Consider the following 20,847-nt stretch of genomic DNA (forward strand, 5'->3'; position numbering starts at 1 on the left):
AACCCGGGAGAGACCGTCGCATGCTCACCGCTCTGCGCCACCCCGTCTACCGTCGCCTGTTCGGCGCGCAGGTCGTCGCCCTGGTCGGCACGGGCCTCGCCACCGTCGCCCTCGGCCTGCTCGCGTACGACCTCGCGGGCCCGTCCGCCGGTGCCGTCCTGGGCACGGCGCTGGCGATCAAGATGACGGCGTACGTGCTGATCGCCCCGGCCGTCGGGGCGTTCGCGGACCGGCTGCCGCGCCGGGCCCTGATGGTCGGGGCGGATCTGGTCCGGGCCTGTGTCGCCGCGGCGCTGCCGTTCGTCGGCCAGGTGTGGCAGGTGTACGTGCTCGTCTTCCTGCTCCAGTCCGCGTCGGCGGTCTTCACGCCGACGTTCCAGGCCCTGATCCCCGACGTGCTGCCGGACGAGCGGGACTACACACGGGCCCTGTCCCTGTCACGGCTCGCGTACGACCTGGAGAGCCTGTTCAGCCCGGCGCTCGCCGCCGCGCTGCTGACCGTGCTCACGTACGACCGGCTGTTCACGGGGACACTGGTCGGCTTCCTCGGGTCGGCCGCGCTCGTGGCGTCGGCCGCACTGCCGAGGGCCGCGCCCGCGCCACCGCGCGACGCGGGCGGCCACGCGCGGGCGACGGCGGGCACCCGGCTCTTCCTCGCCGTGCCGCAACTGCGGTCGCTGCTCGCGCTGAACCTGGCCGTGGCGGCGGCGAGCGCGATGGTGACGGTCAACTCCGTCGTGTACGTACGGGACTTCCTCGGCCTGTCCGCCGGAGCGGTGCCGTGGGCACTCGGCGCCTACGGAGCCGGATCGATGGCGGTGGCGTCGGCGCTGCCGCGCGTCCTGGAGCGGATCGGCGACCGGCCGGTGATGCTGCGCGGGGCACTGCTCCTCGGGGTCGTCTTCGGCGCGCTCGGGTTCATCACGGCCGCCGACGAAGGGAGTTGGCGGCTGCCCGCGCTCCTTTCCGTCTGGGCCGCCTTCGGGGCGGCGTGCTCGATGGTGCTCACCCCCGCGGGGCGCCTCGTGCGGCGGTCGGCGCCGGAGCGGGAGCGCACGGCGGCGTTCGCGGCGCAGTTCTCGCTGTCCCACGCGTGCTGGCTGCTCACCTATCCGCTGGCCGGATGGCTCGGTGCGACGGCCGGGCTGCTGTGGGCGGTGGCCTCTCTGGGCGGCGTGGCGCTGGGCGCGGCCGTCGCGGCGGTACGCCTGTGGCCCGCGCCCGCCCCGGACGTCGAGGTCGAGGTCGAGCACGAGCACGCCGGGCTCACCGCCGACCATCCCCATGTGCGGGACGCGGTGCGCGTGGGCGACGGCTGGCGACACCGCCACGGGCACACACCTGACGCGCTCCACGCGGCACACCCCTGACCCACCGGCGGCCGGGTCGGTCACCATGGGGGGCGGTCACGGACGACACGGGGGTGCGGCACATGAGCGAGAACATGGCTGACGGCACGACCGAGACCGAGCGGACGGTCACGATCCAGGGCACGGTGTTCGCCCTCGACGAGATCGTCGAGGCGCATCTGTCGCGCGGGCTCACCGGCGGTGTCCTCGACCTGCGCACCGCCGACGGCGAGGAGCACACCTTCCACCTGTGGATCCGCGACTCGGCCGCCGACCACGCCGCCTACGTGACCCTCACGTACGACTCGGGGTGCTGTACGGAGACGCGGCCGCGCGGGTGGGGCGGCTCGGGCGGTTGACGGTCAGCCGCCCAGACGGGCGGCGCGGACCCGGGCCTTGTCGTCGCCCCGGTCGGCGGCGCGGCGGAACCAGAGCGCGGCCTCGCGGGCGCGACCGGTGCGCTCCAGCAGGTCACCGAGGCCGTAGAACGCCGGGTCGACGTCGTTCTCCGCGGCGGTGCGGTACCAGCGCTCCGCCTCCTGGAGCCGGCCGTCCCGGTCGAGGATCACGGCGAGGTCGTTCATGGCGTGGCCCACGCCGCCGTCCGCGGCACGGTGGAACCAGCGCTCGGCCTCCGGGAGGCGCCCCGCGTCCTCCATCAGGTGGCCGAGGGGGTGCATCGCCTGTGCGTTGCCCTGCTCGGCGGCCGGGCGCAGCCACCGCTCGGCGTCCTTGGCCCGGCCCGCCACCCAGGCGATGACACCCGCGCCGAACATGCCCTCCACGTCGCCCTGTTCGGCGGCGCGGGCGAACCAGCGTTCGGCCTCCGCCTCCGAGGCGCCGCTGCGCAGCATCCAGGACCCCATGGCGACCATCGACGGGACGTACCCGAGCTCCGCGGCCCGTCGGTACCACTCGGCCGCCTCGTCCTCGTCGCTCATCCGGATGTGGATGACGGCCACGTTGTGCATGGCCATGGCGGAGCCCTGCTCGGCGGCCCGGTAGAACCAGGTCGCGGCCTCCCGCAGGTCGCCCCGTTCGAGGAGATGGCCGCCGAGCCGTATCTGGTCGTCGGCGTCACCGGATCGCGCGGCGTACCGCAGTCCTGCCTCGCGGGTGTCGAGTCCCGGGTCGCCGGTCAGTTCCACGACCGTGCGCAGCAGTGCCTCCGAAGGTGTCCGTCCGCGGTGCGCGTCGATTGCCATGTGGTCGCTCTCCCCGTGGTCGTCCTCGATGTGCGGTGCTTCGTGCGGGTGCCGTGCCGGTCAGGGGTGGGCGCTCAGGTCCCAGTCGAGTTCCCAGAGTCTGACCTTGCCGTCGGCGCCGCTGGACAGCGCGTACCAGCCGTCGGCGCTCAACGTGCCCAGTCGCAGGCCGCTCTGATGTTCCGTCAGGTCGTGTTGGCGATGTCCGGTGCGGGCGTCCCAGACGGCGACCGAGGAGTCCTCGCCCGCCGAGAGGGCGAACCGGCCGTCCGCGGTGAGCCGTACCGATCTGCTCTCGTGGGGCCGGGCCACGCCGTCCCCCGCTGTGTCGAACACGCCCAGCGGCGCCCCGGTCGCGGCGTCCCACAGCCGGACCGCGCGGTCGTCGTAGCTGCCGCAGGAGAGCAGGAGCCGCAGGTCCGGGCTGACGTGGACGGAGCCGGCCGTACGCCGGTGCCCGTGGAACGTGCGCACGCACGCGCCGGTGGCGAGATCCCACAGCCGGATCGTCCGGTCGCCCGGACTCGACGCGGCGAGGCGGCCCTCCGGGTCGAGCCAGAGGCCGCACGGCGTGTGCGGATGGTGCCCGCCCTCGGCGAGCGTCCTGACGTGCCGGCCGCCGTCCAGGTCCCACAGTTGCAGGGACTCGTCGCCGGAGGTGAACAGGGCGAGACGGCCGTCGGCGCTGAACCGGGTACCGAGGGCTCCCCGTGGCACCTCGGCGCGGCCGACGCGCTCCCCCGTCTCGGCGGACCAGGCGTCCAGCACGCCGGTCGGACTGGACACCATGACGCGCAGACCGTCCGCCGAGAGCGCGAGGACACCGCGGGAGGTCCGGTCGCGCGGGGTGTCGATGACCCGCGTACGGGTGCCGGTGGAGACGTCCCACAGGTGGATCCCGGCCCCGTGCTCGGGAGCGATCGCCGCGGTCCTGCCGTCGGCGGACAGGGCGGCGTGCTCGACGGGGCGGTCGTACTCCGCGACGACGCGCGACGCCCAGCCGCCGCGCAGCCCCGTACGGACGGTCTGCCGGCCGAGTGCGCGCCAGGCGGCCAGGACCAGCGGGGACCGCTCGTGGCCGGGCAACGACCGTGCGCGGACGAGGAGTTCGCGGGCCCGCGCGGGACGACTCTCCCGTACGGCACGGTCGGCGTCGGCGACGAGCGCGGCGACCCGGGCGTCCGTACGGCTCAGTTCCGCCGCGCGGCGGGGTCTGCTGAGCAGGGGCGGTGCGAGGTGGTCGGCGGGCAGTCGCCAGCGGCGCGCGGTGTCGTCCTGGCCGGCGGACACGGCGTGCCGGCCGCTGTCGGTGATCCGCAGATCGAGGACGGCGCGGTGCCCCACGGGGTCCTCCGGGGCCGTGTGTCCGTGGAACGTGCGCAGGCAGCGTCCGGTGTCGAGGTCCCAGAGCCGCAGCGCGGCGTCCCGGCCCGCGCACAGCGCCCGGCGGTGGTCTCTGCTGAGCGACAGGACCTGCGTGCCACGGGTGCCGTCGGGGAGCGTGCGCAGCCGTTCGCCGGTGTCGAGGTCCCACAGGGCGAGCGGCCAACGGTTGCCGACGAGCACCGCGCGACGCCCGTCGTCGCTCAGGCGCAGGCAGTCGACGGGGAACTGGCCTTCGTACCCGGGCAGGGTCCGCAGGAGTTCGCGTGTGTGGACGTCCCACAGCCGGACGGATCCGTCCTCGTGCACGCCGGTGAGCGCGCGCCGCCCGTCGGCGGTCAACTCGACGTGTGCCGCGCGGTGTCGGAAGCCTTCGAAGGTCTGCCGCACCCGTCCGGTGCGGGTGTCCCAGAACAGCACCTGTCCGTCGTTGGTCGCGCCGGCCACCAGTCGGCCGCCCACCGCGAGGCGGGTGGCGGTGATGGCCGTGGTGCCCTTCAGGTACTGCGGCGTGAAGGTCTGGAGGCAGGTGCCGTCGATGAGGCTCCACAGCCGCACGATGTCCTCGGTGCCCGCCGCCACCGCGAACCGTCCGTCGGGGCTCAGGTCGGCGGCGTGCGCGGCGCGGTCCCGGTCGAGGGTCAGCAGGCACCGTCCGCCGCGCGTGTCCCACAGCCTGACCGCGCCGTCGCAGACGACGAGGGCCCGGCCGCCGTCCGCGGTGAGCCGGATGTCGATGCGGGGCGGCGGCGCCGGTTCCCGCTCGGTGCTGCGGAACATGGAGACGGTCCGTGCTTCGTAGACGTACCAGGGCACGGTGGTGATCCCGGTGCACTCCGCGGCCGCGGGCCGCCCGGCGGCGACGGCCGCGAGCGCCGTGCGCGGTTCGGGTTCGCCGGGTCGCTCGCGCGCGAGGCCCTCCAGCAGGGCACGGGCGGCGGAGACGTCGCCGCGCTCCAGATGGACCTGGGCGAGCGCGAGCCTGGCCTCCCAGGAGTCGCCGGTGTCGCCGCGCACCGTGGTGAGGGCGGTGAGCAGGTCCTCGTCGGTGATCTCCCCGCGCCGCCAGCGCGCGAGACCGGCGTTGTACGTGGCCGGGGCGTGGCGCGGGTCCGCCGTGAGGGCGGCGGCGAAGGCGTCGGACGCCTCGGCGTCGCGGCCGAGGTCGAGGAGGGAGAGGGCCCGGTTGTTGTACTCGTCGGCGAGCAGCTCGGACACCGTGGGTGCGGTGCGGTGGTAGGGCCGGCCGAGCTCTTGTTCGTACACGCGGATCAGTTCGTCGGCGATCGCCGCCATGGACCCGGGTCTGGATCTCGGGGCGTGGCGCAGGCAGCGCGTCAGGAGACCGGCGACGCCCAGGGGCAGGGGCGGCGGGCCGCCGTCGCCGGCCGGGCGCCGGGCGGGCTGTGCCAGGTACGCGTCGAGGGCTTCCGCGGCGGCCACGCCGACGCGCCAGGTCAGGGCGCCGGTGAACATCTCCAGGAGCGACACCGCGTAGCTGTAGACGTCGGTGCGGCGGCCGAGCGGCGCGCGGTCGAACTGCTCGGGCGAGGCGTACGCCCGGGTGAGTCCGCCGAAGGAGACGAGGACGCTCTCGTCGTCCGGCGCGGCGTCGTCCGTGGACTCGTCGAAGGCGGCGGCGCGGGCGCGGGCGAGCCCGAAGTCGGTGACCTTCGCCGTGATGCCGTGCTCCCCCGCCGTCCCGATCAGGACGTTCGCCGGTTTCACGTCCTGGTGGACGAGTCCGTGGCTGTGCGCGTGGGCGAGGCCCCAGGCGCACTGCACGGCGACGTCGAGGACGCGCGCCAGCGCGTCCCGCGCGTCCCCGCGATAGAGCCTGCGGTCGCGGATCCAGTCGCCGAGACTGCCGCCGTGCACGTACTCGGCGAAGACGCGCGGGACGCCGTCGAGCGTGCGGACGTAGTGGCAGGTGCAGACGTGCGGGTGCAGGCCGAGGGAGACCCATGTCTCGGCCTCGGCGACGAACTGCTCGCGTCCCTTCTCGGTCCAGCGTTCGGGGCGGGGGCTCTTGACGGCGAGGTCGACGTCCCAGGCCAGGTGCCGTACCTGGTGGACGACGCCCATGCCGCCGCGGCCGAGGACGCGCGTCACCCGGTAGCGGTCGTCGAGGACCTCCCCCGGGGCCCATGGGGCGGGTGGTGCCGGGGGCGCGCTCACGCGTAGTCCGGTTCGGCGGCAAAGTCCGGGTCCACGACGGCGCTCTCGCGCACGGTGCGGGCCCAGGTGCGGGCCGTCGTCAGGGGGTGCTCGGGGAGCAGGAAGTCCCAGGCCGCGTCGTCGCTGGGGTGGAAGCGCAGCTCCGGGGCGTAGGGGTGCCTGGGGTCGTCGTCGAGCGACACGCCGCGGCGCAGCAGGACGAGGCTCTCGCGCATGCCGGTGATGTCCCACTCGTCGAACTGGCCCCGCAGGACGACGGTCCTGGCCCGCTTGGCGAGCAGGAAGGACGCCCGGAACCTGAACCCGTGCTCTCGGCCCGGAATCGGCTCCTTGACGAGCGTGTACAGGGCGCGCACCGCGCCCACCGACACCGAGTCCGCCTCGATCAGCTGCCCCTTCGCGGCGTACCGCCTCGCCAACTCCCCGCGCATCACGTCGAGTTCGTCCAGCCACGCGGCACTGGGCGGCAGCGCGTCGTGGGCGGTGAGGACGACGACGTACGGATGCCGCGGCACGAACCACTGGCCCCGGCCGCAGGGTTCGAAGCCGGCCGTGTCGAACGTGACGAGGGAGGAAGACGTCATGTGTGCATTGAAACAGTGCCCGCCGGGCGACGCGGACGATCGCGCCAACTCCGCATCTGCCTCAAGGCGGCGCCGGCGGGCCCGAGTTGAACGGACGACACCGGTGGAAGGCGCATAATTGGCGTGCGTGCCGCCGCGCCCCGGGTGCTGCGGCGTCCACGAACAGCGGGGGTGAGCCTTGGCCTTTCGAGCCGGCCGAAAGTACCGGAACTATCTCTACATCAGCGACAGCAAGGTCGACATGCTGCTGCCGCAGGTGGCCCCCGGCTTCGGCCGCAGGCGGACCGGCGAGATCGGGGTGAACGCGCAGGTGGTGGCCTTCCGGCACACGCGGGAGAGCGCGCCCTCCGACGACCGGGTGCGGCGCCTGGACGCGGTCGTGCGCGGCCTGGAGAAGCGCGGCGACCTCGGCACACCGGATCAGCCGCAGTCCTTCTTCCGGGGTCGGCTGTCGATGCGCTGGGGCGTGTTGGCGAGCGGCGAGGACACCTCGCTGGTGTACTTCGGCGGCACGACCGGGCGCACCGTCGTCGGCCTGGGCGGTTCCCGCGCGCACACGCTGGGCGCGGCCCCCGACGCCGAGGGCGCCCCGGCCCTCGCCCGCTCGCTGCTGCCCTCGCTGCTCGGCGGACTGCAACTGAACCCGCACGTCCGAGCCCTGCTCGACCAGGAGGATCCGGAGCTGTCGCCCGGCGGGGACGCGGCGGACCTGGCAGCCGTGTACCGCGGCGTGGAGGCGCTGCTGGGTCCCGCGCAGACGGTGGAGTTCCTGGCCAAGCGGCTGCTGCACGGCCCGCACCCCGATCCGGCCGTGGACGCGTCGGTGCTCCTCGGCTCGCCCCTGTACGTCGCCCAGGTCGACTGAGGCCGCCGTGGGCACGGAGATCCGCATCGACGCGGTGCCGAACGACGGCACCGGCGCCCGGAGTTACACGTTCCGCGAGACGGAGACGGTGGTCGTGGGGCGCGCCGCGGACTGCGCGATCCGGGCGCCGGGGACGGAGCGGCGCGTCTCGCGCCATCACTGCGCGTTCGACCTCGCGCCGCCGACGGTACGGGTACGCGACCTGGGCAGCCGCAACGGCACGTACGTCAACGGCGTCCTGCTGCCCGGTCCCGGCGGCGACGGCGGCGACGGTCCGGCGACGGAGCTCGTCGACGGGGACGAGGTGCGGGCCGGCCAGCTGCGGCTGCGCGTCTCCACGGCACCGTCCGGCCTCGACGGAGGCCGCATCCCCGGCTACACGCTGCTGCGGGAACTGGGCCAGGGCGCGCAGGGCACCGTCCATCTGGCGCGGCGCTCCGGCGCGGAAGAGGATCTCGCGCTGAAGATCCTGCGGCCCGAGTGGGCCACCCCCGAGGCGGTGAGCGGCTTCCTCCGCGAGATCGAGGCGACCCGGGCGCTGCGCCACCCCCACGTCGTGCGGTTCCGTGACGCCGGGTCGAGCGCCGAACTCCTCTATCTGGTCTGCGAGTTCTGTGACGGGGGCGATCTGGGCGGCCTGGTGATGTCCCGGTCCGCGCCGCTGCCGCCGGACGTGGCGGTGCCGCTGACGCTCCAGGTCCTCGACGGCCTGGCGTACGCGCACGACGCCCCGCTGCCCGCGGTGCGGGACGCCGACGGCACGTTGACGCCCGTACGGGGGCTCGTGCACCGGGACATCAAGCCGGCGAACCTGCTCCTGTCCGGGACCGGCCGGGACATGGTCGTGAAGATCGCGGACTTCGGGCTCGCCAAGGCCTTCGACCGGGCGGGCCTGTCGGGGCACACGCACACCGACGCGCTGGGCGGCAGCGCCGCGTTCATGCCGCGCTCCCAGGCGGTCGACTACCGGTACGCCCGGCCCGCCGTCGACGTGTGGGCGGCGGCGGCCTGCCTCTACTGGATGCTGACCCGCGCGACGCCCCGTCACTTCCCGCGCGACGTCGACCCGGTCCTCGCGGTGCTGCGCGAGCCGGTCGTCCCGATCGCCAAGCACGACGCGACACTGCCGCCGCGGCTCGCCGCGCTGCTCGACGACATCCTGGGGGACGACGCGCCCGACGACGAGCGAACCCCGACGGCACGGGAGTTCGCCCGCGCTCTGGAGGAGACGGGCTGACCGGAATACCGCTCGCTCGGCGGAACTCATCTCCCTGACAGAAAGGGAGCGTTCCGCTTAATGTCGCGCGCATTCGGAGTGTTCACGTCACGCCGGGGAACCCGATGGGCCGGAAAAGAGGAAAAGGAGCGCGCAATGAGTCACAGCACCTCTCCGGCCGCCTCTTCGCGGTCGGGTTCCAATGGTCTCGCCATCGCCGGACTGGCCTGCGGGATCATCGGCCTTCTGTTCCTCCCCATCGTCCTGGGTCCGCTCGCCGTCATCTTCGGCGCGGTGGGCATGCGGCAGTCCGGGGCCAAGGGGGGCGGCGGGATGGCGAAGGCGGGTGTCATTCTGGGTGTCATCGACATCATCATCTTCATCGTCCTGATAGCCGTCGCGGCTTCTTCGGGCGGGTTCAGCTGGTATGTCGGCGGCTGATCCGACGTCCCTTCGTATTTCGCGCGGCCGTTAATCGAATTTCTCCAGGCGTACCGGCAGGGGAATTCCCCCCGGCCTCCCACCGTTCTGTCGCCCACGTTCCGAGCCCTCTCCGGGGCCGGGGCGTGGGCACACGCCCGTCGAGCCGCGGACGACGAGTTCGGGCTCGAAGAGCAGCTCGCCGCGGTGCGTCGGCGTGCCCTGGATCTGGGCGCTGAGCAGCTCGACCGCGGCGCGCCCCATCGCCTCGATGGGCTGGCGCACCGTCGACAGCGGCGGATCCGTGCACGTCATGAACGCGGAGTCGTCGAACCCGACGACCGACAGATCCTCGGGTACGGACAGGCCGCGGCGGCGGGCCGCCCTGATGGCTCCCAGGGCGAGCGGGTCGCTCGCGCAGACGATGCCGGTGACGCCGCGCTCCAGGAGGCGGGTTGCGGAGGCCTGGCCGCCCTCCAGCGAGAAGATCGACCGTTCGACGAGGGCGTCGTCCACCTCCGTGCCCATGGTCCGCGCCACGATCCGGGCGGCCGCGAGCTTGCGGCGCGAGGGCACGTGGTCGCCGGGCCCCAGCAGCAGGCCGATCCGCTCGTGCCCCAGCGAGGCCAGATGGCGCCAGGCCTGTTCGACGGCGACCGCGTCGTCGCAGGCGACGCAGGGGAAGTCGAGGCCGGCGAGCGACGCGTTGACGAACACGGCGGGGATCTTCCGCTCCGCGAGCCTGCGGTAGTGCTCGTGCGGGGCGTCGGCCTCCGCGAAGAGACCGCCGGCGAAGACCACTCCGGACACCTGCTGCTGGAGCAGCAGGTCCATGTAGTCCGCCTCGGAGACACCTCCCTTGGTCTGTGTGCACAGCAGGGGTGTCAGCCCCTGCTGTGCGAGCGCGCCGCCGATGACCTCGGCGAACGCCGGGAAGATCGGGTTCTGCAGCTCCGGCAGCACGAGGCCGACGAGGCGTGAGCGTTCGCCACGCAGTTGGGTCGGGCGTTCGTAGCCGAGCACGTCCAGTGCGGTGAGCACCGACTGCCGGGTGGCCTCCGAGACGCCGGGGCGTTCGTTGAGGACCCGGCTGACCGTCGCCTCGCTCACCCCGGCCTTCTTCGCGACGTGAGCGAGTTTCTGCCGTGCGCTCACGTCTGGAGCCAGACCGCCGTGTCACTGGGCAGTCTTCCCTGCCCGTCGAGCGGTCCGCTGCTGAGGATCAGCCTCTCGTACGGCGGGAGCGCGGCGGGCTCGGCAGCGAGGTTGACGACGCAGACGAGGCCGTGCGGCCGGGCGAACGCGAGCACCGCGTCGTCCGAGGGGAGCCAGGTCATCGGCCCGTCCCCGAAGCCGGCCACGGAGCGGCGCAGCAGCAGGGCCGTGCGGTAGAGGGCGAGCATGGAGTCGGGGGTCGCGAGCTGCTCGTCGACGGCGTAGCGGCCCCAGTCGTCGGGCTGCGGCAGCCACGGCTCGCCGCGGGAGCCGAAGCCGAAGTGGGGTGCGTCGGCGGTCCAGGGCAGCGGCACCCGGCAGCCGTCGCGCCCCGGGTCGGTGCCGCCGGAGCGGAAGTGCATCGGGTCCTCGATGCGGTCGCGCGGGATGTCCGCCTCGGGCAGGCCTAGCTCCTCACCCTGGTAGAGGTAGACCGAGCCCGGCAGGGCCAGTGTGAGCAGGGCGGCGGCGCGGGCGCGCCGGGTGCCGAGGTCCAGGTCGGTGGGGGTGCCGAAGGCCTTCGCCGCGAAGTCGAAGCCGGTGTCGGCGCGGCCGTAGCGGGTCACGGTGCGGGTCACGTCGTGGTTGCACAGGACCCAGGTCGCCGGGGCCTGGACGGGGGCGTGCTCGGCGAGGGTGTCGTCGATGGTGCGGCGCAGCCGTCCGGCGTCCCAGGGGCAGGCGAGGAAGTTGAAGTTGAAGGCGGTGTGCAGTTCGTCGGGGCGCAGGTACCGGGCGAAGCGTTCGGCGTCGGGCAGCCACACCTCGCCGACGAACACGCCCCCGTACTCGTCGGCGATGGCCCGCCACGAGCGGTAGATGTCGTGGATCTCGTCCTGGTCGATGTACGGGTGCGGGTCGACGCCCTCCTCGAAGTCGGGGAGCCCCGGGTGCTTGGCGAGCAGGGCGGCGGAGTCGATGCGCACGCCCGCGACACCGCGCTCGAACCAGAAGCGGAGCACGTCCTCGTGTTCCTTGCGCACGGCGGGGTGGGCCCAGTTGAGGTCGGGCTGCTCGGGGGTGAACAGGTGCAGGTACCACTCGCCGTCGGGGACGCGGGTCCAGGTGGCCCCGGCGAACTGGGACGGCCAGTTGTTCGGCGGGAGTTCGCCGTGCTCGCCGCGGCCGGGCCTGAAGTGGAACAGCTCCCGCTCGGGGCTGCCGGGTCCGGCCGCCAGCGCGGCCCGGAACCAGGCGTGCTGGTCGGACACATGGTTCGGGACGATGTCGACGACGACCCGGATCCCGAACTCGGCGGCCTCGGAGATCAGTTTCTCGGCCTCTTCGAGGGTGCCGAAGGCGGGGTCGATGGTGCGGTAGTCGGCCACGTCGTAGCCGCCGTCGACCAGCGGGGACACGTACCAGGGGGTGAACCACACGGCGTCGACGCCGAGTTCGCGCAGATACGACAGGTGGGCGCGGACGCCCGCCAGGTCCCCGGTGCCGTCGCCGTCTCCGTCCGCGAAGCTGCGTGGATACACCTGGTAGATGACGGCGTCGCGCCACCAGTCGTCGGTGCGGTGGGAGGGAAGGGCTGCCACGTGAGGTCCTTTCGGGCAGGTGGGACTCCGCCGCCGGCCGGACGGGGGCATGGGCAGATGCGCCGGCGGCGGAGCGTTTCGTGGTGGTGGCGCGGCGTCAGCCCTTGAGGCTGCCGGCGGTGAGGCCCGCCATGATGCTGCGCTGGAAGAAGAGGAACACGATGATCATCGGGACGCTGGCGATCACGAGCCCGGCCATGATCTGGTTCTGCGTCACGGCGCCCGCGGTCTGGGACAGGCCGACGCTGAGGGTCATCTTGTCGCTGTCGGGCAGGACGAGCAGCGGCCAGACGAAGTCCTTGAAGACCAGGACGACCGTGAAGATGGAGACCACGCCGAGGATCGGCCGGGAGATCGGCAAGATGATCGACACGAGGACACGCCACGGGGGCACGCCGTCGATCTCGGCCGCTTCGAGGATCTCGTTCGGGATGGAGTCGAAGAAGCGCTTCAGGAGGAAGATGTTGAAGCCGTTCGCGGCCACCGGGAACCAGATCGCCCAGGGCGAGTTGAGCAGGTGCCAGCCGAAGATCGGCACGTCGGTCACGGTGATGTACGCGGGGATCATCACGACGATCGGCGGGATCATCAGCGTGGCGAGCATGCCGGCCAGGATCACGTTGCCGAACATCGGCCGGAGCTTGGACAGCGCGTAGGCGGCGGACACGTCCACGGCGAGGGCGAACAGCCAGGCGCCGACCGCGTAGAACAGCGTGTTCTTCAGCAGGGTCCCGATGTCGAAGAGTTCCCAGGCGTCGGTGAACACCGAGAAGTCGGGTGACTCGGGGAACAGGGTGGGCGGCATCTGGGCGATCTCCTCGCCCGTCTTCATCGCCCCGGTGACCATCCAGTAGAGGGGGAAGACGAAGATCAGGGTGAAGCCGATCAGTACGGTCGCGAGCAGCGTCCAGTAGATCTTCCTGCCCCAGCGGGACTTCAGCTCCAGCGGCGAGACGATGGTGCGGGCGTGGCCGTCGGCCCAGGCGCCCCGGCGTTTCGTGTGCGGCATGGCCCTAGTTCTCCTCTCGGGTCAGCCGGAGCTGGACCGCGGCGACCGCCAGCAGGACGACCATCAGCATCAGGCCGAGCGCGCTGCCGGCCCCGTAGTTGCCGCCGTAGACGAAGGCGTACTGGTACATGAGGTAGACGACGGTGACCGTCGCGTTCTCCGGGCCGCCGCCGGTGAGCATGAACGGCTCGATGAAGACCTGCATCGTGGCGACGATCTGGAGCATCAACATCAGCAGCAGGATCAGCCGGGTCTGCGGGATGGTGACGTGCCAGATCCGCTTCAGGATCCCGGCGCCGTCGAGTTCGGCGGCCTCGTACAGGTCGCCGGGGATGTTCTGCAACGCGGCCAGGTAGATCAGCACGCCGGAGCCGAGGTTCATCCACGTCGAGACGATCACGAGGGAGATCAGCGCGGTGCTGGTGGAGTCGAGCCAGGACAGGGTCGGCAGGCCGACGAGGTCCAGTGCCTGGTTGAACAGGCCGGGTCCGGGATCGTAGAACCAGCGGAACAGCAGCACGGAGACGATCGGCGGCAGCATCACCGGGAGGTAGACGACGAACCTCAGGTAGGCGCGGGCGTGCCGGAGTTCGTTCAGGACGATCGCGACGGCGAACGGCACCACGTAGCCGCAGAGCAGCGCGAGCAGCGTGAAGACGAGGGTGTTGCGCCAGGCCTGGCCGAACGCCGGATCGTCCACGACCGTACGGAAGTTGTCCAGGCCCACCCACTCGGGGTCGTCGACCAGGTTGGTCTGCTGGAAGCTGAGGACGACCTCCCTGATGATCGGCCACCAGGCGAACATGGCGAAGCAGAACAGCGCGGCGCACAGGAACCCGTAGGCGATCAGGTTCCGCCGTGCGCCGCGGCGGCGCTTGGTCGGCGGCCGTGGCCCGCGGGGCGGCGCGGCCTGCCGCGTCGGCTCCTTGGTGAGTGTTTCCATCGTGATCTCCCGTTCCCGGCCACCGACGTCGGTGCCGACGCGGGGTGCCGCGTCCGTGCGCGAGCGGCACCCCGAGGGCCGTTGCCGTGACAAGCAGGCGTCAGCTCTTGGCCAGAATCGAGTTGGCCTTGGACTCGGCGTCCGAGAGCAGCTTGTCGATGTCGGCGTTCTCCCTGGTCAGGACCGCGGACATGGCCACGTCCAGGACGGCGTACAGCTCCTGGGCCTTCTCGGGCTCCAGCTTGGGCGTGATGCCGGTGGCGGCGACGTAGGGCTCGTAGTTCTCGACCGGGAGGGCGGCGTTCGCCTTGCGGCCCTCGATGATGGCCTTGCCGGTCGCGGAGTCACCCATGTAGTCGTTGTTCGGGACGCCGACGGCCTCGCCGTTGGCCTTGCCCCGGGCGAAGTCGAGGCGGCCCTTGCCGGGGGTGTTGAACTCGAAGTCGATCCATTGCAGCGCCGCCTTGGTCTGGGCGGCGTTCGCCTTCGGGTTGATCATGTAGGCCTCGCCGCCGGTGAGCGACGCCTTGCCGTCGGGTATCGCCGTGATCCCGTAGTCCTCGGCCTTGCCCTGGAACTTCTGGACGACGTCGGTGACGACGTCCGGGGCGCCGAGCATCATGCCCGTCTTCCCCGCGGCCATCTGCTGCATCAGCGACTCCCAGCCGATGAGCACCTTGCTGCCGGTGCTGTCGTCCTTCCACCGCATGTCGTGCAGGGTCTGCAACACGGCTTTGCCCTCGGGGCTGTTGAACGCGGCCTTGTGGTCGGTGACCATCTCGCCGCCGCGGCTGAACAGGGACTGCGCGAAGTGCCAGCCGCCGACGTTGCCGCCGCCGTACTCGCCGTAGCCGACGTAGCCGTCGCCGAGGCCCGCGACCTTCTTGGCCGCCGCGCGCACCTCGTCCCACGTGGCGGGCGGGGTGTCCGGGTCGAGTCCGGCCTGCTTGAACAGCTTGCGGTTGTAGACGAGGCCCACGCTGTAGCTGACGTTGGGGATGCCGTAGACCTTGCCGTCCTTGGTGACCATGTCGCGGACGTCCTGCTTGATGTCGCCGTAGTTCTTCACCAGCTTCGTCTGGCCGGTGATGTCCTTGGCCTGCCGCTTGGCGATGACGTCGGCGTAGTTGGTGACCGGCACCACGAAGACGGTCTCCATCTGGCCGCCGGCCAGCTTCGCGGCGAAGGTCTTCGGGTCGAAGCACGGCTGCTGGTCGGTGCTCTTGACCCGCACGCCCGGGTGCGCCTTCTCGAACGTGGCGACATCGTCGTCCCACGCCTTGCGCGTCTTCGGCGCGGTCTTGGCCGGCTGGCACGCCACGGTGATCGTGACGTCTCCGCCGGCATCGCCGGACGAGTCACCCCCGCAGGCGGTGGCGGTGAATGCGAGACCTGTCGCGAGAAGGATCGCGAGGTTACGGGGCTTCATTACGGCTCCTCTGGGGGTGACGCCCAAGCACTGCCCTGATCGGTGCGTCACATTAGGACGGCGTGCAGAAGTACGCAAGATTCCGATCCAAGATTGCAAGATTACGACTGCATCACGACGGTTCAGCGGTCCGCGCCAGCCCTACTGAGATCTTGCGCAAGTCTGTCAATTAATTGCGATGCATGCCCGACATCTTGTGCTCATCTGGTGGCAATGCTTGAGTGAGCCCCGCCGAGCGGCTGTCACCACCACCCCCTCCCCCACCAGGAAGGTGCACCCGCAGATGAATCGCAGTGTCATGCGCACGTCATTTCCCGCGCTTCCGCGCAGTTCGTACGTCCTCGCCCTCGCCGTCGCGCTCGTGGGCACCGTCGTCGGCGCCGCGGCGCCCGCGGCCGCCGCACCGTCCGGCGCGAGCCTCCCCTTCACCTCCGTGGAGGCGGAGTCCGCCACCACCACCGGGCAGAAGATCGGCCCCGACCAGACCCAGGGCACCCTCGCCTCCGAGGCGTCGGGACGGCAGGCCGTCCGCCTGGACGCGGGCCGGAGCGTCGAGTTCACCCTGACCGCGGCCGCGAACGCCGTGAACGTCGCGGCCAACGTGCCTGACGGACAGAGCGGCACGCTCACCGTCTACGTGAACGGCACCAGGCTCGACCGATCCCTCGCCGTCACCTCCAAGTACAGCTATGTCGACACCCCGTGGATCGCGGGCGCCAAGACGCATCACTTCTTCGACAACGCCCGCCTCCTGCTCGGCCGCGACCTCCAGGCCGGCGACAAGGTGAGATTCGAGGCGGCATCCACGCAAGTCACCGTCGACGTGGCCGACTTCGAGCAGGTGGCCGCCCCGGCCGCGCGGCCCTCGGGGTCCGTCTCCGTCGTCGACAAGGGCGCCGACCCCACCGGCCGACAGGACTCCACGCAGGCCTTCCGCGACGCGATCGCCACCGCCCGGAGCAGCGGCGGCACGGTGTGGATCCCGCCGGGCGACTTCACGCTGGGCTCCGAGCTGAGCGGCGTGGAGAACGTGACGATCCAGGGCGCCGGAAGCTGGCACTCGGTGGTGCGCTCCTCGCGGTTCATCAACCAGTCGAGCTCCGCGGGACGGGTCCACCTCAAGGACTTCGCGGTCATCGGCGAGGTCACCGAGCGCGTCGACAACAACCCGGACAACTTCGTCAACGGCTCGCTGGGCCCCGGCTCCTCGGTCTCGGGGATGTGGCTGCAACACCTGAAGGTCGGCCTGTGGCTGACCGGCAACAACGACAACCTCGTCGTCGAGAACAACCGCATCCTCGACACCACGGCCGACGGCCTCAACCTCAACGGCACGGCCAGGGGCGTCACCGTACGGAACAACTTCCTGCGCAACCAGGGCGACGACTCGCTCGCCATGTGGTCCCTCAACACCACCAACAGCGACTCGACGTTCGCGAACAACACGATCTCGCAGCCCAACCTCGCCAACGGCATCGCGATCTACGGCGGCCGCGACATCACCGTCAGGGACAACCTGGTGCAGGACACCAACGCCCTGGGCAGCGGCATCGCGATCTCCAACCAGAAGTTCCTCGACCCGTTCCTGCCGCTCGCCGGCACCATCACGGTCTCCGGCAACACACTCGTGCGGACCGGCGCGATGAACCCCAACTGGAACCATCCGATGGGCGCGCTGCGCGTCGACGCGTACGACAGCGCCATCGACGCCACCGTGAACATCACGGACACCACCATCAAGGACAGCCCCTACAGCGCCTACGAGTTCGTGTCCGGCGGCGGCACCGGCAAGGCCGTCAGGAACGTCACCGTCAGCGGGTCGACCGTCGACCGCGTCGGCACGGTCGTCGTCCAGGCCGAGACACCCGGCGCCGTGAAGTTCAGCGACGTCAAGGCCACGGGCGTCGGCGCGGCCGGTGTCTACAACTGCCCCTATCCGTCGGGATCCGGCACCTTCACCCTCACCGACGGCGGCGGCAACGCGGGCTGGGACACCGTCTGGGCCGACTGCGCGAGCTGGCCCCGGCCGGGCGGCGGGAACCCCGACCCCGGCCCCGATCCGACCGTGAACCTCGCCAAGGGCCGTACGGCGACCGCGACCGGTGCGACCGATGTCTACACGCCCGGCAAGGCGGTCGACGGTGACGCCGGCAGCTACTGGGAGTCCACCAACAACGCCTTCCCGCAGGCGATCACGGTCGACCTCGGCGCGTCGAAGGCCGTGCGCCGCGTCGTCCTGAAGCTGCCGCCGTCGGCGGCCTGGGAGGCCCGGACGCAGACGCTCTCCCTCCAGGGCGGCACCGACGACTCGTCGTTCACCACCCTGGCCGCCTCGAAGGACTACCGCTTCGACCCGGCGAGCGGCAACACCGTGACCGTCACCCTGCCCGACAGCGCGCCCGCGACCCGGTACCTGCGGGTGCGCGTGACCGCCAACTCGGCCTGGCCCGCTGCCCAGTTCAGCGAGGTCGAGGCGTACCTCGGCTGAGCCGCCTCCCCCACCCGCGCACCATGAAAGGACATCCGTGAGACGCAGACCACGCGCCCGACGGCTCCTCGCCGTCTGGCTGGGCGCCGCACTCGCCACCGCCGGGTTCCTGCCCGCCGCCGTGGCGGCCCCGGCACCGATCGCCCAGGCGGCCACGAACCTGGCCCTGAACAAGCCCATCGAGGCGTCGTCGACGATCCAGAACTACGTCGCGACGAACGCCAACGACGGGAGCACGAGCACGTACTGGGAGGCGGGCGGCAGTCCGTCGACGCTCACCGTGAAGCTCGGCGCCGACGCCGATCTCACCTCGCTCGTCCTCAAGCTCAACCCGGACCCGGCCTGGTCCACCCGCACCCAGAGCATCGAGGTGCTGGGCCGCAAGGCGTCGGGGAACACCTTCGGCACGGTGAAGGCGCGCGCGGACTACACGTTCGACCCCGGCGCCAACCAGAACACGGTGACGATCCCGGTCTCCGGGAGCTACGCCGACGTCCAGTTGAAGTTCTCCGCCAACAGCTCCGGATACGGGGGCCAGATCGCCGAGCTCCAGGTCAACGGCACCGCGGCGCCGGCCCCCGACCTGACGGTGTCCGCGCTGAGCTGGGAGCCCGCACAGCCCAGCGAGAGCGACGCCGTGAAGGTGAAGGCCACGGTGCGCAACAACGGGACCGCGCCGTCCGCCGCGACGACGCTCGACGTCAGTTTGGGCGGCACCGTCGCGGGCTCCGCAGCGGTGGGTGCGCTCGACGCCGGCGCCTCGGCCACGGTCACGGTCGACATCGGCAGGCGGGCGCAGGGCAGCTACACCCTCTCGGCCCTGGTGGACCCGGCCGACACGATCAGGGAACTCGCCGAGGACAACAACAGCAAGGCCGCCGACACGAAGTTGACGGTCAGTCAGAGTCCGGGCCCCGACCTGGAGGTCACGGGCATCACCTCCAATCCGGCCAGTCCCGCCGTCGGCGCGAATGTCACGTTCGCGGTGAAGGTCCACAACCGCGGCACCAGCACGGCCGCCGCGGGCACCGTGACCCGGCTGACGGTCGGCGCCACGACCCTGAACGGCACGGCGCCCGCCGTCGCCGCGGGCGAGACCGCCACCGTCGACCTCTCCGGTGGCTGGACCGCGACCAGCGGCGGCGCCACCCTCACCGCGACCGCCGACGCCACGAACGTGGTGAGCGAGACGAACGAGAACAACAACGTCTTCGCACGCTCGATCGTGGTCGGCCGCGGCGCGGCGGTGCCGTACACGGAGTACGAGGCGGAGGACGGCCGCTACGACGGCACCCTCCTCAAGAGCGACGCCGCGCGCACGTTCGGGCACACGAACTTCGCCACCGAGTCCTCCGGCCGGCAGGCCGTTCGCCTCAACTCCACCGGCCAGTACGTGGAGTTCACCTCGAAGAACGCGAGCAACTCGATCGTCGTGCGCAACTCCCTCCCGGACGCGCCGGGCGGCGGCGGTCAGGAGAAGACCCTCAGCCTGTACGCCGACGGCACCTTCGTGCAGAAGCTGACGCTGTCCTCCAAGCACAGCTGGCTGTACGGGACCACGGACCAGCCCGAGGGCCTGACCAACACCCCGGGCGGCGACGCCCGCCGCCTCTTCGACGAGACGCACGCGCTGCTCACGCGGACCTACCCGCAGGGCACGACGTTCCGGTTGCAGCGCGACGCCGGTGACGACGCCGCGTACTACGTCGTCGACCTGATCGACCTGGAGCAGGTGGCGCCCGCGGCGAGCAAGCCGGCCGAGTGCACGTCGATCACGGCGTACGGCGCCGTCCCCAACGACGGGATCGACGACGCGGCCGCGATCCAGAAGGCCGTCACCGCCGACCAGAAGGGCGAGATCGCCTGCGTGTGGATCCCGGCCGGGCAGTGGCGCCAGGAGAAGAAGATCCTCACCGACGACCCGCTCGACCGCGGCCAGTACAACCAGGTCGGCATCCGCGACGTGACGATCCGCGGCGCCGGCATGTGGCACTCCCAGCTGTACTCGCTGATCGCGCCGCAGAACGCGGGCGGCATCAACCATCCGCACGAGGGCAACTTCGGCTTCGACATCGACGACAACACCAAGATCTCCGACATCGCGATCTTCGGCTCGGGCACCATCCGCGGCGGCGACGGCAACGCGGAGGGCGGGGTCGGGCTCAACGGCCGCTTCGGCAAGAACACCAAGATCAGCAACGTGTGGATCGAGCACGCCAACGTCGGCACCTGGGTCGGCCGCGACTACAGCAACATCCCCGAGCTCTGGGGCCCCGGCGACGGCCTGGAGTTCACCGGCATGCGCATCCGCAACACCTACGCGGACGGCATCAACTTCACCAACGGCACCCGCAACTCGACCGTCTTCAACTCCTCGTTCCGCAACACCGGTGACGACGCGCTCGCCGTCTGGGCCAACAAGTACGTCAAGGACACCTCGGTCGACGTCGGCCACGACAACGCCTTCCGCAACAACACCGTGCAGCTGCCGTGGCGCGCCAACGGCATCGCGGTGTACGGCGGCTACGGCAACAAGATCGAGAACAATCTGGTCTACGACACCATGAACTACCCGGGCATCATGCTGGCCACCGACCACGACCCGATCCCGTTCTCCGGGCAGACCCTGATCGCGAACAACGGTCTGTACCGCACCGGCGGCGCGTTCTGGAACGAGGACCAGGAGTTCGGCGCGATCACGCTGTTCGCGCAGGGCCCGGACATCCCCGGGGTCACCATCCGTGACACCGACATCCACGACTCGACGTACGACGGCATCCAGTTCAAGACGGGCGGCGGAGCGATCCCGGACGCGAAGATCACCAACGTGACGATCTCCCGGTCCGTCAACGGCTCCGGCATCCTCGCCATGGGCGGGGCGCGCGGCAGCGCGACGCTCTCGAACGTCACGATCAGTGACTCGCGGGACGGAGACGTCCTGGTCGAACCCGGGTCGCAGTTCGTGATCAACGGCGCCGCCAACCGATAGGAGACGCGCTCACGAGGCCGCCCGGACCCCCGG

General features: G+C 71.5%; 15 protein-coding genes. 7 read left to right on the forward strand and 8 right to left on the reverse strand.

Features of this window, described 5'->3' with window-relative positions; genetic code table 11:
- Positions 1–20 precede the first annotated feature (20 nt).
- Positions 21–1,370: an MFS transporter gene (locus V2W30_RS03065; protein WP_338693442.1), complete on the forward strand. Its 1,350-nt coding sequence runs from the start codon at positions 21–23 to the stop codon at positions 1,368–1,370.
- Between the two features lie 62 nt (positions 1,371–1,432).
- The gene (locus tag V2W30_RS03070) at positions 1,433–1,708 is read left to right on the forward strand and encodes a hypothetical protein (protein ID WP_338693444.1); all 276 of its coding nucleotides are present in this window, start codon (positions 1,433–1,435) and stop codon (positions 1,706–1,708) included.
- 3 nt (positions 1,709–1,711) lie between these two features.
- Here the strand turns inward: V2W30_RS03070 and V2W30_RS03075 are convergent, their stop codons facing one another.
- The 3 genes from V2W30_RS03075 to V2W30_RS03085 are packed head-to-tail and all read right to left on the reverse strand — an operon-like array spanning position 1,712 to position 6,699.
- Entirely contained in the window at positions 1,712–2,554 is an 843-nt protein-coding gene (locus V2W30_RS03075; RefSeq protein WP_338693446.1) for a tetratricopeptide repeat protein, read from the reverse strand.
- A 60-nt stretch (positions 2,555–2,614) separates the two neighbouring features.
- The gene (locus V2W30_RS03080) at positions 2,615–6,115 is read right to left on the reverse strand and encodes a protein kinase domain-containing protein (protein ID WP_338693448.1); all 3,501 of its coding nucleotides are present in this window, start codon (positions 6,113–6,115) and stop codon (positions 2,615–2,617) included.
- On the reverse strand, positions 6,112–6,699 hold the full coding sequence (locus V2W30_RS03085) for a hypothetical protein (protein WP_338693450.1): 588 nt from the start codon (positions 6,697–6,699) through the stop codon (positions 6,112–6,114). The genes V2W30_RS03080 and V2W30_RS03085 overlap by 4 nt, the downstream gene beginning before the upstream one ends.
- Before the next feature lie 178 nt (positions 6,700–6,877).
- Here V2W30_RS03085 and V2W30_RS03090 point away from each other — a divergent pair, with 178 nt between their 5' ends.
- The 3 genes from V2W30_RS03090 to V2W30_RS03100 all read left to right on the forward strand — a co-directional run bounded on the left by V2W30_RS03090 (position 6,878) and on the right by V2W30_RS03100 (position 9,221).
- A complete protein-coding gene (locus tag V2W30_RS03090) occupies positions 6,878–7,564 on the forward strand; it encodes a DUF7019 family protein (RefSeq protein WP_338693452.1) in 687 nt (228 codons plus the stop codon).
- A gap of 7 nt (positions 7,565–7,571) precedes the next feature.
- A complete protein-coding gene (locus V2W30_RS03095; protein WP_338693453.1) occupies positions 7,572–8,801 on the forward strand; it encodes an FHA domain-containing serine/threonine-protein kinase in 1,230 nt (409 codons plus the stop codon).
- A gap of 135 nt (positions 8,802–8,936) precedes the next feature.
- A complete protein-coding gene (locus tag V2W30_RS03100) occupies positions 8,937–9,221 on the forward strand; it encodes a DUF4190 domain-containing protein (RefSeq protein ID WP_338693454.1) in 285 nt (94 codons plus the stop codon).
- A 30-nt stretch (positions 9,222–9,251) separates the two neighbouring features.
- On the opposite strand, the gene V2W30_RS03105 is transcribed toward V2W30_RS03100, so the two are convergent.
- From V2W30_RS03105 to V2W30_RS03125, 5 genes are all read right to left on the reverse strand, one after another.
- On the reverse strand, positions 9,252–10,355 hold the full coding sequence (locus tag V2W30_RS03105) for a LacI family DNA-binding transcriptional regulator (protein WP_338693455.1): 1,104 nt from the start codon (positions 10,353–10,355) through the stop codon (positions 9,252–9,254).
- Complete coding sequence (locus V2W30_RS03110; RefSeq protein WP_338693456.1) at positions 10,352–11,956, reverse strand: glycoside hydrolase family 13 protein; 1,605 nt, start codon at positions 11,954–11,956, stop codon at positions 10,352–10,354. The genes V2W30_RS03105 and V2W30_RS03110 overlap by 4 nt, the downstream gene beginning before the upstream one ends.
- Before the next feature lie 97 nt (positions 11,957–12,053).
- Positions 12,054–12,965: a carbohydrate ABC transporter permease gene (locus tag V2W30_RS03115; protein ID WP_338693458.1), complete on the reverse strand. Its 912-nt coding sequence runs from the start codon at positions 12,963–12,965 to the stop codon at positions 12,054–12,056.
- Between the two features lie 4 nt (positions 12,966–12,969).
- A complete protein-coding gene (locus V2W30_RS03120) occupies positions 12,970–13,908 on the reverse strand; it encodes a sugar ABC transporter permease (protein ID WP_338693460.1) in 939 nt (312 codons plus the stop codon).
- Between the two features lie 100 nt (positions 13,909–14,008).
- A complete protein-coding gene (locus V2W30_RS03125) occupies positions 14,009–15,337 on the reverse strand; it encodes an ABC transporter substrate-binding protein (protein WP_338693462.1) in 1,329 nt (442 codons plus the stop codon).
- Positions 15,338–15,620: 283 nt separating this feature from the next.
- Between V2W30_RS03125 and V2W30_RS03130 the strand changes: the two genes are divergently transcribed.
- Both V2W30_RS03130 and V2W30_RS03135 read left to right on the forward strand, forming a co-directional pair.
- Entirely contained in the window at positions 15,621–17,825 is a 2,205-nt protein-coding gene (locus tag V2W30_RS03130) for a discoidin domain-containing protein (RefSeq protein ID WP_338693464.1), read from the forward strand.
- A 37-nt stretch (positions 17,826–17,862) separates the two neighbouring features.
- A complete protein-coding gene (locus V2W30_RS03135; RefSeq protein WP_338693466.1) occupies positions 17,863–20,814 on the forward strand; it encodes a CARDB domain-containing protein in 2,952 nt (983 codons plus the stop codon).
- Positions 20,815–20,847 lie beyond the last annotated feature (33 nt).

Origin of the sequence: Streptomyces sp. Q6, from assembly GCF_036967205.1 — a bacterium.
Taxonomy (GTDB): Bacteria; Actinomycetota; Actinomycetes; order Streptomycetales; family Streptomycetaceae; genus Streptomyces; species Streptomyces citrinus.